Source organism: Streptomyces sp. NPDC005728, assembly GCF_040630895.1.
Taxonomy (GTDB): Bacteria; Actinomycetota; Actinomycetes; order Streptomycetales; family Streptomycetaceae; genus Streptomyces.
In genome coordinates this window covers 25,759-39,222 of record NZ_JBEXYL010000058.1, presented here as the reverse complement: position 1 = coordinate 39,222, position 13,464 = coordinate 25,759, and the positions used below count along the sequence as shown (strand labels likewise).

The following is a 13,464-nucleotide window of genomic DNA, read 5'->3' as shown; positions in this document are numbered from 1 at the left end:
TCACCTACCTGTTCCTCTACGTCCGTCAGGGCACCGCTGCGGGCAGGGGGCGCTGCGCTGTGGACCCGGTGATCATCGTCGGAGCGGGGCCCGTCGGGCTCACGCTCGCCCTGGCGCTGGCCCGCCATGAGGTCCCGTCCATCGTTCTCGACGAGGGCCCCGGCAAGGAAGAACCACGCCCGGCGCGCTCCGTCGTGCTGCGTGAGGACACGGCGGCCCTGCTGGAGCGGCTGACCGGAGTCGCGCTCGGCGACCACGGCGTCAGATGGGCCGGATGGCGGTCGCTGCGGCGCAAGCAGGTGATGAGCGAGATCGCCTTCGACGAGAACGATCCCGCCCCGCTGCACATCGCGCAGCACGTCATCACGGACGCCCTGCGCGCCGCCATCGCGGACGAGCCGCTGGTCAAGGTCGCCGTGGACAGCCGGCTCGACTCGATCGAACAGGAGCGTTCCGGCGTCTCCGCCCACACCCGCGGCCCCAAGGCGACCTGGTGGCGCGGCAGTTACCTGGTCGGCTGCGACGGGCCCCGCTCGACCGTGCGCAAGCTGCAGGACATCCGCTTCCCGGGACGTACGGCGGTGGAGCGGCACGCGGTCGCCGCGCTGCGCGCGGAACTTCCGTGGGACGGCCAGGCGTTGCTCCATCGGATGCCGCCGTGGCGGTCGTCCGGGCCCCCGGCCGGGGAGGTGACCGCCCGCCCCCTCCCGAACGGCGCGTGGCGTCTGGACTGGCTGCTGCCGCCGGGCAAGGACCTCGTCACGCCCGAGATCCTGGTGGCCCGGATCCGCGAGACCCTCGCGGGCTGGGCGGACGGCGCCACCCCGACGTACGACCTGCTCGACACCGGTGTCCACACGGTGCACCACCGCCTCGCCCGCCGCTGGCGCGCCGGCCGGGTCTTCCTCGCCGGGGACGCGGCCCACCTGCTGGGCACGCTCGGCACCCAGGGGCTCGACGAGGGCCTCAGGGACGCCGACAACCTGGCCTGGAAGCTGGCCCCGGCCTGGCACCACGGACATCACGAGGCACTGCTCGACAGCTACCAGGCCGAGCGGCGCGCGGTGGTCGCCGCCCGGCTGCGCGCCGCCGACCAGGTACTGCCGGTGCTCCGCGGCGCTGGCGGGCTGCGTCACTACGTTCCCGGCGCGGCCCGGGGCGACGACACGCTGCTCGCGGACGGCCACCTCGGGCGCGGCCCGGTGGGTGCGCCGGGGGCGTACGCCGACTCACCGCTCGCGCCCCGGCACCTGGAAGCGGAGATCCCGGTCGAGACCCCGCCCGGCGCGCAGGTCACCGATGTGCGCGTCACTGCGGAGGACGGTTCCTTCGTACAGCTGCGCGACCGGATGGGCCGGGGCGCGCTGCTCGTCGTGCTGATCGCACCGGGCACGGGCGTGTGGGACCGCAAGCACTGGGTGTCCGCCGGGGTCATGCCCCGACTGGCCGCCGCGGTGACGGCGCTGCCGCACCGGGCCGAGCTGCTCGTCGCCGAGAGCTACCCGGGTGCGCCGGCGCACAGTGTGCTGCTCGTGCGCCCCGACGGCCACCTGGTCACCGCGCTGAGCGGGGTCCGCCCGGCCGATCTGTACGCGGCGGCCGAGGCGACGCTGGGCGGCCCGGTGCGGGAGGAGGCGGAGGCCGGCTCCGGCGCGCGCTGACCCTGCGCCCCGTCACCCTCTGTCCACATGGTGACAGTGAGTTGACCGGAGTACAGCAGCATGCTGTACTCCGGATCGTGACCGACACCTGTGTGCGCCTGTGGCGGAGGGTCCATATGGACCTCGTCCGCTATGCGGGCTGCGTGTGTCGCCCGTCCTGCTGAATTCGCTCCCCCATTCCTTCCTCCGGGCGCCGTCGTCGTGCGCCCGCTTCGGCGAACCTTCTTCAGGACGGTGCACGTGTCTCACTCGCTCCCCGCATCCCCTGCTGCCACCGCCGGTGCCGTCGGCCCGGCACCGACCCAGGCGGACCTCCTGGACTTCGTGCGGCGCACGGCCGCCGACACCGAGCTGATCGCCTCGCTCCCGCTGGACCCGGAGGGCCGCACCTGGGTGCGGCTGAAGGGCCCCGGCGGCAGCGAGGCGTGGCTGATCGGCTGGCCACCCGGCACCGGCACCGGCTGGCACGACCACGCCGACTCGGTCGGCGCCTTCCTCACCGCGTCCGGCGACCTCACGGAGTACTCGCTGGCCGCCCGGCTGCCCACCGACGGCTGGAAGACCCTGGAACTCACCGAGGGCGTGGACCGTGAGCGCCGGCTGCCCGCCGGAAAGGGCCGCTCCTTCGGCCGCCACCATGTGCACGAGGTGCTCAACGCGTCCCCCGACCGGCACGCGATCTCCGTCCACGCCTACTACCCGCCGCTGCCACGGATCCGCCGCTACAGTCGCACCGGCCAGATGCTGCGCCTGGAGCAGGTCGAGCGCCCGGAGGACTGGCAGTGAGCGGCGACACGAACATACGGCCCGTCGGCATCGACGACCTGCTGGAGCGGGTCCGCGCGGGCTACCGGCGCATCGAGGCACGGGAGGCGCACGAGGCGGCCCGGGCCGGTGCGGCCCTGCTGGTCGACATCCGGTACGCGGCCCTGCGCGAGCGGGACGGGGTGATCCCCGGCGCTCTCGTCATCGAGCGCAACGAACTGGAGTGGCGCCTCGACCCCCAGGGCAGCCACCGGGTCCCCGAGGCCACCGGCCACGACCTGCGCATCGTCGTCATCTGCAACGAGGGCTACGCCTCCAGCCTGGCCGCCGCCTCCCTCCACCACCTGGGCCTGCACCGCGCGACAGACCTGGTGGGCGGCTTCCAGGCATGGCGCTCGGCGGGGCTGCCGGTCGGGCCGGTGACGGACTGACACGCACCCGGCTGAGCGTCCCGTCGAGCCGGTGACGGCCTGACGCACGCTCAGCCGGGCGGCGGATCGCGTCGATGGAGCCATTCGATGGAGCGATTCGATCCATCGATTCGATGGATCGCCTCGATGGATCGCGTCGGCGGAGCTACTCCTTCGCGGTAGCCACCGTCACCGCCCGTACGCGGAGCGCCGCGCGCCCGGGAAGGGCGCTGGAGACGAGCGCGAGCAGGGCGGCGATCGCAACCACGGCGACGTAGAGCAGGGGGGTGACCGCGGGGGCCGCCCCGCCGGTCATGCCCACGCTGAACGCGGTGAGTACGGCGAGGGCGATGCCGCTGCCGAGCGCGGTGGCGAGGAGCAGCACGGACAGCGCCTCGGTACGCAGGACGCGCAGCACTTGGCGGCGGGTCGCTCCGGCAAGGCGGAGCAGGGCGAACTCCCGGACACGCTCCGCGACCGACATGGCCAGGGTGTTGACGACCGCGATGGCGGTGAAGGCCAGGACGAGTCCCATGGCCAGGTAGTTGACCTCGGCATTCGCCTGCTGCCGGTCGGCCTGGAGGGACTCCACGGCGGCCGGAGAAAGAATCTGCAGACCCGGGAACTCACGCAGCGTAGTCGCGAGTTGTGTCTTTGTACGGGCCGTGCCGACGAGGACGGAGGAGGCGAGCGGATTGTCGACGTGGCGGGCCACGAGGTCGTGGGCGAAGGTGAGGTCGCCGAAGCCGAGACCTCGGGCGTAGACGGCGGCGACGGTGAGCGTGGCGGGCGTGCCGTCGCCGAGCGTGAGTTTCAGGGTGCTCCCCGGCTTCAAGTGGTGCTGGTCCGCGGCCAGTTCACTGACGGCGACGGTGCCGGGGGCGAGTTTTCCGAGGGAGCCGGCGGTGACCTCCGGGTCCCAGGTGCGGGTCAGACCGGCCGGCGTGAGGCCCTGGGCCGGGTACTTGTCGAGGCCGATGCGGACGGTCGTGCGGACCACCTCGGTGACGATGTCGTGCTGCTCCCGCAGGCGCCGTGCGGCCTCACCCGGGACGCCAAGGCCCTGCGCGGCGACGACCCAGTCGGCACGGACACCCTCGCGTGCCTGGGTCCGGGCGGCGTCGCCGAGGGTCGACTGGACGAACAGGACGGTGCAGGTCATGCCGATGAGCAGGGTGAGGGGGGTGACGACGGAGGCCATCCGGGTGGCATTGCCGCGCAGATTGGCGGTGGCGAGGCGGCCGCCGTGACCGGTGAGGCGCAGCGGACCGGCGAGCAGGAGCGCGGCCGCCTTGACCAGCAGGGGGCCGAGCAGGGCGACGGAGGTGGACAGGACCACGACGGCGAGGAAGGTCACGGGGGTCGAGGCGGGCTCGGTGCGCAGGGAGGTGAGGAGGACGACGAGGACGACTCCGCCGGCGAGAAGCACCAGACCGGCGACGATACGCGCCCAGGCCGGCCGGGTGCGCTCGGTTCTGGCCTCGGCCAGGGCTTCCGCCGGGCGGATCCCGGCGATCCTGCGGGAGGCGATCCGGGCCGCCGTCCAGGCGCCGAGCAGGGTGGCGGCCAGGGCAGCGAGCGGCGGGAAGACGCTGACGGTGTGCTCGAGCGTGACCGGCACGGCGCCGAGGGCGACGAACCGGGAGTGCAGCCAGCTGCCCAGCGGCAGCCCGAGCAGTGCGCCGACGGTGCCCGCCGCCGCGCCGATGACCAGTGCCTCCCGGCCGAGCAGCGCGCGGATCTGTCCGGGTGTGGCGGCGATGGCGCGGAGCAGGGCGAGTTCACGGTGGCGCTGCTGGACGGTGAGCGCGAAGGTGCCGACGACCACGAGCACCGCCACCAGCAGCGAGGTGCCGCCCATCGCACCGCCCATGCTGACCAGCCGGGTGCGGGCGGCGGCCGCGTCCAGGAACTCGACGGGTCCGCGGGCGTCTCCGGTGCTGACCTGGGCGGTGGTGCCGTGCAGCGCCCGCACCACGGCCTGCCGCACCGTCTGCGGGTCGGCGCCCTTGGCCGGGAGCACACCGAACGCGGTGACCTGCCCGGGGTGCGCGGCCAGCCGTTCGGCCTCTGCGGTGGAGAAGAACAGGGACGTCTGGTGGCGTACGGGGCTGGTCGGTGCGGCGATGCCCGTGATTCGGTAGGCGCGCGGGGTCTGCGTCGACTGCACGGTGAGGCGGGCGCCGGGGCGGAGGTGGGCGCGTGCGGCGAGGTCCTGGTCGATGACGAGGTCGTCTGCCGCCTCGGGTGCGCTGCCCGCGGTCAGCCGGTAGGGCGTGAGCGCGGCGGAGTCCCAGGCGTGTCCGTAGGCAGTACGGCCTCCGGTGCCGGCCTGGGTCAACGGCTGGGCGAGGAAGGTCAGTTCGGGGACGACACGGGCGACGCCGGGGGCGCCTGCGAGGGTCTTCTCCAAGTCCGCGGAGAGCCAGGCCCGTTCGGCGATGGGTTTCGCCTTGTGCTTGACCTTGGTCTTGCCCTTCTTGTGCTTCACGGTGGTGCGGTGGACGTACTGGTCGGCGGAGACCACGACGGGAGCGGCGGCGTAGCGCTCGGTACGGATCGTGCCGCGCAGGCCGGTGTCGAGCAGGGTGCCGCAGGCGGTGATCAGAGCGGCCGCGCACATCAGGGCGAGGAAGGCGCCGAGGAAGCCCGCCTTACGGGCGCGGATGGTCTGAAGGGCGTAACGCAGCATCATCGGGCGGGCTCTCTTCTGTTGTGCGTCGTCTCGGAGTCCGTGCACCTGCCGGCCTCGGCGCAGGCCGTCGTCCGGAGTGTGCGTACACACTCGCCCGTGCACGGGTCCTGGAGCACTGCGGTGGCCCGGCGTCTTGGGCGGGGGTTATCCCCACCGCGGACCGGGCGCCCGGCTGTCAGAAGTCCTCGTCCTCCAGGAACTCCGTGTCCTCGCCCTCCTCCTCCAGGGCCTGGCGGACGACGCGGAGGGCCATGCCCTCGGGGTAGCCCTTGCGGGCGAGCATGCCGGCGAGACGCCGGAGCCGCTTGTCGCGGTCGAGGCCACGGGTGGCCCCCAACTTGCGGGCGACCAGTTCGCGGGCGGTCGCCTCCTCCTGCTCGGAGTCGAGCTGGCCGACGGCCTCGTCGATCACCGCGGAGTCGACGCCCTTGGTGCGCAGTTCCCGGGCGAGTGCGCGCCGGGCGAGCCCCCGGCCGTGGTGCCGGGACTCCACCCAGGCGTCCGCGAACGCGCCGTCGTCGATCAGCCCGACCTCCTCGAACCGGGACAGCACCTCCTCGGCCACGTCCTCGGGGATGTCCCGCTTACGCAGGGCGTCCGCGAGCTGTTTGCGGGTGCGCGGGGTCCCGGTGAGCAGGCGCAGACAGATCGCCCGCGCCCGCTCAGCCGGGTCCCCCGAAGACTCCCCCCGCTCGGCCCTCGACGAGGAAGGGGCGCCTTCGTCCTCACCGGGCGGCTCCCCGAAGCCGCCTTGCCGTCGGCCGCGTCTGCGACCGCCCCGCGGCCCGGCGGTGTTCCGGGAGCCGCGGTCGGACGAGCCTCCCCCGTAGGGCTCGTCATCCGGGTGCGTGCCACCGTCCCCGTACCCGCCGTGCACGCCGTCACCGTCGCCGCTGTACCCGCCGTCACCGGCCGTGGCGAGGCTCGTGTCGCCGCCGGCACCCCTTCCCCGTGAGGCAACGGGGGTGGCGTACTCGTACTCGGCCCAGTCGGTTCGTCGTGTCACGAGGTCAGCTCTTGGCTGTGGCGGCCTTGGGCTTGGCGGCCTTGGCGGCTGCCGGGGCGGGCGCCGTCTTGGCGTCGTCGTCGGCCGTGGTGGTCACCGCCGCGTCCGCGCCCGGCTCGGAGGCGGGCTCCTCCGGACGGACACCGACGCCCAGCTTCTCCTTGATCTTCTTCTCGATCTCGTTGGCCAGGTCCGGGTTGTCCTTGAGGAAGTTGCGCGCGTTCTCCTTGCCCTGGCCGAGCTGGTCGCCCTCGTACGTGTACCAGGCGCCGGCCTTGCGCACGAAGCCGTGCTCCACGCCCATGTCGATCAGACCGCCCTCGCGGCTGATGCCCTGGCCGTAGAGGATGTCGAACTCGGCCTGCTTGAAGGGCGGCGCAACCTTGTTCTTCACGACCTTGCACCGGGTGCGGTTGCCGACCGCCTCCGTGCCGTCCTTCAGGGTCTCGATGCGACGGATGTCGATACGCACCGAGGCGTAGAACTTCAGCGCGCGGCCACCGGTCGTGGTCTCCGGGGAGCCGAACATCACGCCGATCTTCTCGCGGAGCTGGTTGATGAAGATCGCGGTGGTCTTGGACTGGTTGAGCGCACTGGTGATCTTCCGCAGGGCCTGGCTCATCAGCCGGGCCTGGAGACCGACGTGGCTGTCACCCATCTCGCCCTCGATCTCCGCGCGCGGGACGAGCGCGGCGACGGAGTCGATGACGATGAGGTCGAGGGCGCCGGAGCGGACGAGCATGTCCACGATCTCCAGGGCCTGCTCGCCGTTGTCGGGCTGGGAGAGGATCAGGTTGTCGATGTCGACGCCGAGCTTCTTCGCGTACTCGGGGTCGAGGGCGTGCTCCGCGTCCACGAACGCGACCTGGCCGCCGGCCTTCTGGGCGTTGGCCACGGCGTGCAGGGTCAGGGTCGTCTTACCGGAGGACTCCGGGCCGTACACCTCGACCACTCGGCCGCGCGGCAGGCCGCCGACGCCGAGCGCGACGTCGAGTGCGGTCGACCCGGTGGGGATGACCTCGATGGGCTCGTTCGGCCGCTCGCCCAGGCGCATCACCGCACCCTTGCCGAACTGCCGTTCAATCTGTGCGAGCGCGGCGTCGAGCGCCTTCTCGCGGTCGGTTCCTGCCATGGGTTCCACCCGGTTTGCTTGAGTCGATCGCTTCACGTCAAAGACGCTAACGCCTGCCACTGACAATGCGCCCCGACGTCGGCCCGGCCTGTGGATAACAAGGGGACATCTCAGCCTGAACCGCATCGAAATCCCCGTCGAGAGCCTCGCCCGAACCCCAATAAGAATGGATGTTCGATTTTCGTGTCAAGCGCACCGCACGGAGTCCGGAGCCCCGCCCAGGCCGCTACTCCCGGCGGCGTACGGCGGGTGTCTTCGACCGGACGACGACCGCGCGGGGCGCTCCCGGGAGCCTGGGGCCATGAAGATTCCGCGCCCCGCCGAGCGCCTGTGCCAGGCGACCGGTCTGGTCCTCGTCCTCTCCGGTCTCGCCCACCTCGTGGTGTTCGCGGTGGACAGCGGCCCCTGGGACGGCCCCGTCTCCTGGCGCAAGCCCGTCACGTTCGGGCTCTCCTTCGGGGTGACGCTGATCGCGGTCACCTGGGTGACGTCGTACCTGCGGATCGGGGACCGGCTGCGCACCGTCCTGCTCGTCGTCTTCGCCGCGGACTGCGTGGTGGAGGTCGGCGGCATCACCCTTCAGGCGTGGCGCCGGGTGCCCTCGCACCTCGACATGGAGACCCCCTTCGACACGGCGGTCTCCATGACGCTCGCGGTGGGCGGCGGTGTGCTGGTGGCTCTGCTCACCGTCTTCGCCGTCGCGTCCTTCCGGCACCGGCCGACAGGCCCCGCCGGGATGCCGCTCGCGGTGCGCTCGGGGTTCGCGGTCCTGCTCGTGGCACTGGCCTCGGGAGCGGCGATGATCGCGCGCGGGGTCGTGCTGACCCGGACCGGCCACCAGGAGGCCGCCTACCACTCGACGGCCCCGCTCAAGCCGCTGCACGGGGTGAGCCTGCACGCCGTCCTGGTCCTGCCGCTGCTGGCCCGGCTGCTCTCCCGCACCTCCCGGAGCGAGCGGGTGCGGGAGCGGATCGTGACCGTGGCCGTCGGCTGTTACGCGGCCACCGTCGCCGGTGCGGGGATGTGGGCGGTGCTCACCTACTGAACCCGTCCGCCCCTCTGCTGAACCCACCCACCCTCGCTGAACCCACTCACGTCTGCCGGCCTCACTGACCTCTGCGGACGCCGCTCGTCTCGGTCAGGAGGTGCCTTCCTCCGCCGCGTTCGCGTCGGGCTCGGGTATCTCCCGTTCCCTTGGCCGCAGTCCCCGCATGCGGGAGAGCAGCCCGGGGGCGGCCGGGGCACGGCTGCGGTGTCCGTGCACCCGCGGGTCGTCCGTGACGTCGTACCGCTTCACGTACGCGCCGAGGAAGGCCTGCAGTGTGGCGACCGCGGGGATGGCGATCAGCGCGCCGACGGCACCGAGCAGCGCGGTGCCCGCGATGACCGACCCGAAGGCGACCGCCGGGTGGATGTCGACGGTCTTCGAGGTCAGCTTCGGCTGGAGCACGTAGTTCTCGAACTGCTGGTAGACCACGACGAAGACCAGCACCCACAGCGCGTACCAGGGATCGACCGTGAACGCGATCAGCATGGGCAGCGCGCCCGCGAGATACGTGCCGATGGTGGGGATGAACTGCGACACCAGGCCGACCCAGACACCCAGCACGGGGGCATAGGGCACCCCCAGGGCCTCCAGCAGGATGTAGTGCGCGATGCCGGAGATCAGCGCCATGAGCCCACGCGAGTACAGGTACCCGCCGGTCTTGTCCACGGCGATCTCCCACGCGCGCAGCACCTCGGCCTGCCGGGCGGGCGGCAGTACGGAGCACAGGGCGCGGCGCAGCCTGGGCCCGTCGGCGGCGAAGTAGAACGAGAACAGCGAGATGGTCAGCAGCTGGAACAGACCGCCGAGCACCTGGGCGGACACGTCGAGCACGCCGGCTGCGCTGTTCTGCGCGTACTTGCGCAGCCAGTCGGAGCGGAGCAGGCCCTGCTGGATGTCCACGCGTCTGAGGTCGGTGTGGAACGTCTGGTTGATCCAGTGGATGACCGAGTCGAGGTAGTCCGGGAAGCCCTCGACCATCTTGATGATCTGGCCCGCGAGCATCGAACCGAGCAGCGCGACGAAGCCGGCGGTGACGATCACCAGGCCGAAGAAGACCAGGAAGGTCGCGAACCCCCGGCGCATGCCGCGGGCGGCCATCCAGCTCACCGCGGGCTCGATGGCGAGGGCCAGGAAGAACGCGATGAGGATGTTGATCAACAGGCCGGTCAGCTGGTGGAAGGCCCAGCTGCCCAGCTGGAAGGCGGCGATCAGGGCGAGCGCGAGCACCATGGCGCGCGGCAGCCAGCGTGGCATGCGGGCGCCCGGCCGGGCGCCGCCCTCGGCCGGGGGCCGGGCAGGCGGCGTCGTACCGAACGAGGATGCGTGCTGGGCGAGCTGCCCGGTGTCGTCAGTGGGTGCCACGGTGCAAGTCTCGCCCACGCCACCGACAGTCCGCTGCCCCCCTGCGATCTTCGCGCCCGGTCAGTGCCTTTCCCCCGGAACGTTCATGACCGAGCAGACCACGCGCCACACGTCCTTGGTCTCCCAGCCGGCGTTCAGGGCCTCGTTCACCGTGCACCCGCCCAGCTCCGTCATCACATGATCGCGCGCGAAGGTGTCGGCGTACCCCGAACCGAAGTGTTCCGCCATCCGCTGCCAGAAGACCGTCAACCGCATGACTCCAGTATCCCGCCCCTGGGGGTGGGGCCCGCCGGGGACCGCTTGCCGAGACCGCTTTCCGTCCTACGGTCTGTCGCATGGCCGAAACAGGAGCTTCCCCACTCCCCCCTACGCCCCCGGCGCGCTCCCCGCTCTTCCGCGCCGAACAGTTCGTCTGGCTCACCGCGCGCGTGCTGGAGCAGCGGCTCTTCGCGTACCACTTCCTGAACGGCGCCGCCGATCCGGTGGAGGCCGCGCTGGACGCCTACCGCACCGACGACGGCGGGTACGGCCACGCGCTGGGACCCGATCTGCGCGGCCCCGTGAGCCAGCCCCTGCACACCGGTCACGCGCTGCGCGTGCTGGACGCCGTCGGGCGCTGCGGCGGGCAGCGGGTGGAGCGGGTGTGCCGCTATCTGACCTCTGTCTCCACCGCGGACGGCGCCCTGCCTGCGGTCCGTCCCAGCCAGCGCGGCTACCCGGTGGCACCGTTCGTCCCGGTCGTGGACGACCCTCCCAGCGAGCTGCTCGCCACCGGGCCCGTGGTGGGCCTGCTGCACCGCAACGAGGTGTGGCACGCCTGGCTGTTCCGGGCCACCGACTTCTGCTGGCTGGCCGTGGAGTCCATGGACAAGTCCCATCCCTACGAGGTGGAGGCCGCGGTGGCCTTCCTGGACACCGCTCCCGACCGCCCGCGCGCGGAGGCCGCCGCCGACCGCCTCGGCCGCCTGGTGCGCGAGCAGCGGCTGGCGGCACTGGACCCGGACCGTCTCGACGCCTACCCGGTCGCTCCCGGCTACGCCCCGGGCGAGCACCACTTCCCGCACGACTTCGCGAAGAGCCCGCAGTCGCTCGCGCGCGCGTGGTTCACGGACGAGGAGATGGCGCGCTCCCTGGACTTCCTCGCCGCCGAGCAGCAGGAGGACGGCGGCTGGCCCGTCCGCTGGCGCCGGTGGGCGCCGGTGCCCACGCTGGAGGCGCGCCCGATGGTGACGATCGAGACGCTGCGCACCCTCAGGGCGTACGGCCGCTTCGTGGGCTGAGCCCGGCCGTCCTCACCCGCCGATCGCCCGCACGCCCGCCGTCACCACCACAGCCGCCGCGACGACCAGCAGGAACGGTGCGCGCAGCACCAGCGCCACGGCGGCCGCGCCAAGCCCTGCGGCCCGGGCGTCCAGTACGAGCGCGTGCCCGTCGGCGAACGTCTGCTGGGCGGTGAGCGCGGCGAGGAGGGCGACGGGCAGCAGGGCGGCGAGCCGTCGGACGAGCGGCCGCTCCACCGCGCTCGCGGGCACGAGCAGCCCGGCGAGCTTGACGGCGTAGCAGCCGAGAGCGGTCACGCCGATCGCGATCCAGATGTTCATCGCTCCTCCTCGGATCCGCAGGATCCGGCAGACCGCCCCAGCCCCTCCACCGGCCCACCGGCCCCCGCAGACCGCCCCAGCCCCTCCACCGGCCCACCAGCCGGTGCGTCCCGTCGGCTGCGACCGCCGCGTCGGCCCTTGGTGAGCAGCGCGGCCGGCGCCGCCAGTGCCGCCACCAGGACCGGTACGCCGGCCGGCAGGACGGGCAGCAGGCCGAGGCCCAGCAGGACCGCGAGTCCTGCGACCGCACGTTCGGTGGGCGTCTTCAGCATCGGGGCGAGCAGGGCCAGGAAGACGGCGGGCCCGGCCGCGTCCAGGCCCCATGCACCGGTGTCCCCGATGGCCTTCGCGCCGAGTGCGCCGAGCAGCGTGGTGAGGTTCCACAGCAGGTACAGGCTGAGCCCGGTGACGGTGAAGCCGATGCGCGCGGCACGCCGGGTCGGCTGGGCCAGGGTCACCGCCGTGGTCTCGTCGATCACCCACTGCGCGGCGAACGGCCGCACCGCGCGCGGGAGAGCCAGCAGCTGCGACAGGCGCAGCCCGTAGAAGGCGTTGCGCACGCCCAGGAAGAAGGCGCCGGCGGCGGCCGTGAACGGGTTGCCGCCGGCGGCGAGTGCGCCCACGAGGGCGAACTGGGAGGCCCCGGTGAACACCAGGAGGCTGAGCGCGCAGGTCTGCAGGAGCCCGAGTCCGCTGCCGGCCGAGGTCACGCCGAAGGCGAACCCGGACAGTCCGACGGCGACGCCGACGCCCAGGGCGTCCCGTACGACGGCGGCGTCGGGCTTCTGCGTGCCGTCGGCGGCCCCGTCCGCGAGTGCTGTGTCTTGTGCCACGCCCCGGACGGTACGGTCGGCCGTCAGCCCGGGTCTTGTACGTTCTTGCGCTCGCGCCGGTAGGCGCCCGGGGGCACGCCGACGATCCGGGTGAAGTGCCGGTTGAGGTGCGGCTGGTCGGTGAAGCCGACGAGCACCGCCGCCTCGGCGGGTGCGGTACCCGTGTCCAGCAGGTTCCGCGCGCGGCGCACCCGGGCGTCGGTCAGCCAGGTGTGCGGCGGCATCCCGTAGGCGTCCCGGAACGCCCGCAGCAGGGCGAACGGGCTGGTTCCGAGGTCCGCGGCGAGGCGCTCCAGGGTCGGCGGCTCGGCCAGCCGCTCCTCCAGCACGGCACGCGCGCGTGCCGCGATCCGCGCTCCCGCCGTCCTCGCCGGCCGCTGCGGCAGCGGCCCGCCGTTGAGCCGCAGCAGCCTGGTCACGGCCACGCGCAGCAGGGTGTCGGCCGCGAGTGCATTGCCCTCGTCGGCGGCGCGGAGCACCTGATGCACCAGGCGGACGGTGTACGGGTCGTCGAGGACCGGGCTCACGAAGCCGGGCGTGCCGCGGATCGTCGTGGTCTCGGCCGCGATCTCGGCCACCACCCCGGGCGACGGATAGACGGCGCCGTACCGCCAACCCTCGGGAACGCCGGCCCGGCCGGTGTGCGGCGTGTCCGGGTTGACGAGTGCGAGGGCTCCCGCGCCGGCGGACACGTCGGAGCCGCGGTGGTGGAAGACCTCGACGCCGTCGGCGATGGCCGCGATCACGAAGTTCTCGTGGGTGTGCCGGACGAAGGTCTTGCGGATGTACCGGGCGCGCAGCAGGTCGACGCCGGGCAGCTCCGCATACCGCCAGTGCCGTGCCTGCTCCGCCGAACCCGCCATACGACCATTGTCCGTCCCGGCCGGCGACCGCTCCCGTCGGCCTGTTCTCCGCTGATTCCCCAGGTCAGCGTGATTGTCAGTGGCCGGG

At 72.8% G+C, this 13,464-nt stretch carries 13 protein-coding genes and 1 pseudogene; 6 read left to right on the top strand and 8 right to left on the bottom strand.

Annotation, left to right across the window (positions count from 1 at the left end):
- Positions 1–59 precede the first annotated feature (59 nt).
- The 4 genes from ABZ471_RS31290 (at position 60) to ABZ471_RS31275 (ending at position 2,857) form a co-directional block, all read left to right on the top strand.
- Positions 60–1,661: an FAD-dependent monooxygenase gene (locus ABZ471_RS31290; RefSeq protein WP_359071086.1), complete on the top strand. Its 1,602-nt coding sequence runs from the start codon at positions 60–62 to the stop codon at positions 1,659–1,661.
- A 77-nt stretch (positions 1,662–1,738) separates the two neighbouring features.
- On the top strand, positions 1,739–1,825 hold the full coding sequence (locus ABZ471_RS31285; protein WP_313960178.1) for a putative leader peptide: 87 nt from the start codon (positions 1,739–1,741) through the stop codon (positions 1,823–1,825).
- Positions 1,826–1,901: 76 nt separating this feature from the next.
- A complete protein-coding gene (locus ABZ471_RS31280; RefSeq protein WP_359071084.1) occupies positions 1,902–2,447 on the top strand; it encodes a cysteine dioxygenase in 546 nt (181 codons plus the stop codon).
- Positions 2,444–2,857: a rhodanese-like domain-containing protein gene (locus tag ABZ471_RS31275; protein WP_359071082.1), complete on the top strand. Its 414-nt coding sequence runs from the start codon at positions 2,444–2,446 to the stop codon at positions 2,855–2,857. Before ABZ471_RS31280 ends, ABZ471_RS31275 begins: the two co-directional genes overlap by 4 nt.
- A 145-nt stretch (positions 2,858–3,002) precedes the next feature.
- Here the strand turns inward: ABZ471_RS31275 and ABZ471_RS31270 are convergent, their stop codons facing one another.
- From ABZ471_RS31270 to recA, 3 genes are all read right to left on the bottom strand, one after another.
- Positions 3,003–5,531, bottom strand: coding sequence for an FtsX-like permease family protein (locus ABZ471_RS31270; protein ID WP_359071080.1), 2,529 nt, complete (start codon positions 5,529–5,531; stop codon positions 3,003–3,005).
- 175 nt (positions 5,532–5,706) lie between these two features.
- A complete protein-coding gene (gene recX / locus ABZ471_RS31265) occupies positions 5,707–6,537 on the bottom strand; it encodes a recombination regulator RecX (RefSeq protein WP_359071078.1) in 831 nt (276 codons plus the stop codon).
- 4 nt (positions 6,538–6,541) lie between these two features.
- Positions 6,542–7,669: a recombinase RecA gene (recA, locus tag ABZ471_RS31260; RefSeq protein ID WP_359071076.1), complete on the bottom strand. Its 1,128-nt coding sequence runs from the start codon at positions 7,667–7,669 to the stop codon at positions 6,542–6,544.
- A gap of 301 nt (positions 7,670–7,970) precedes the next feature.
- On the opposite strand from recA, the gene ABZ471_RS31255 reads away from it, so the two are divergent.
- Positions 7,971–8,714, top strand: a complete 744-nt coding sequence (locus ABZ471_RS31255; RefSeq protein ID WP_359071074.1) for a hypothetical protein — start codon at positions 7,971–7,973, stop codon at positions 8,712–8,714.
- Between the two features lie 93 nt (positions 8,715–8,807).
- Here the strand turns inward: ABZ471_RS31255 and ABZ471_RS31250 are convergent, their stop codons facing one another.
- Together ABZ471_RS31250 and ABZ471_RS31245 are read right to left on the bottom strand one after the other, a co-directional pair.
- Positions 8,808–10,079 carry an AI-2E family transporter gene (locus ABZ471_RS31250; protein WP_359071073.1) on the bottom strand — a complete coding sequence of 424 codons (1,272 nt, stop codon included), beginning with the start codon at positions 10,077–10,079 and terminating at the stop codon, positions 8,808–8,810.
- A gap of 60 nt (positions 10,080–10,139) precedes the next feature.
- The gene (locus tag ABZ471_RS31245) at positions 10,140–10,334 is read right to left on the bottom strand and encodes a DUF3046 domain-containing protein (RefSeq protein ID WP_359071072.1); all 195 of its coding nucleotides are present in this window, start codon (positions 10,332–10,334) and stop codon (positions 10,140–10,142) included.
- Between the two features lie 80 nt (positions 10,335–10,414).
- On the opposite strand from ABZ471_RS31245, the gene ABZ471_RS31240 reads away from it, so the two are divergent.
- Positions 10,415–11,359 (top strand): hypothetical protein, encoded by a 945-nt coding sequence (locus ABZ471_RS31240; protein WP_359071070.1) that lies wholly within the window; start codon positions 10,415–10,417, stop codon positions 11,357–11,359.
- A gap of 12 nt (positions 11,360–11,371) precedes the next feature.
- Here the strand turns inward: ABZ471_RS31240 and ABZ471_RS31235 are convergent, their stop codons facing one another.
- The 3 genes and pseudogenes from ABZ471_RS31235 to ABZ471_RS31225 all read right to left on the bottom strand — a co-directional run.
- Positions 11,372–11,680: an AzlD domain-containing protein gene (locus ABZ471_RS31235; RefSeq protein WP_359071068.1), complete on the bottom strand. Its 309-nt coding sequence runs from the start codon at positions 11,678–11,680 to the stop codon at positions 11,372–11,374.
- A complete protein-coding gene (locus ABZ471_RS31230; protein ID WP_359071067.1) occupies positions 11,677–12,513 on the bottom strand; it encodes an AzlC family ABC transporter permease in 837 nt (278 codons plus the stop codon). The genes ABZ471_RS31235 and ABZ471_RS31230 overlap by 4 nt, the downstream gene beginning before the upstream one ends.
- 32 nt (positions 12,514–12,545) lie before the next feature.
- Positions 12,546–13,376 (bottom strand): annotated as a pseudogene (locus ABZ471_RS31225) (AraC family transcriptional regulator); the annotation flags it as partial.
- Positions 13,377–13,464: the final 88 nt, after the last annotated feature.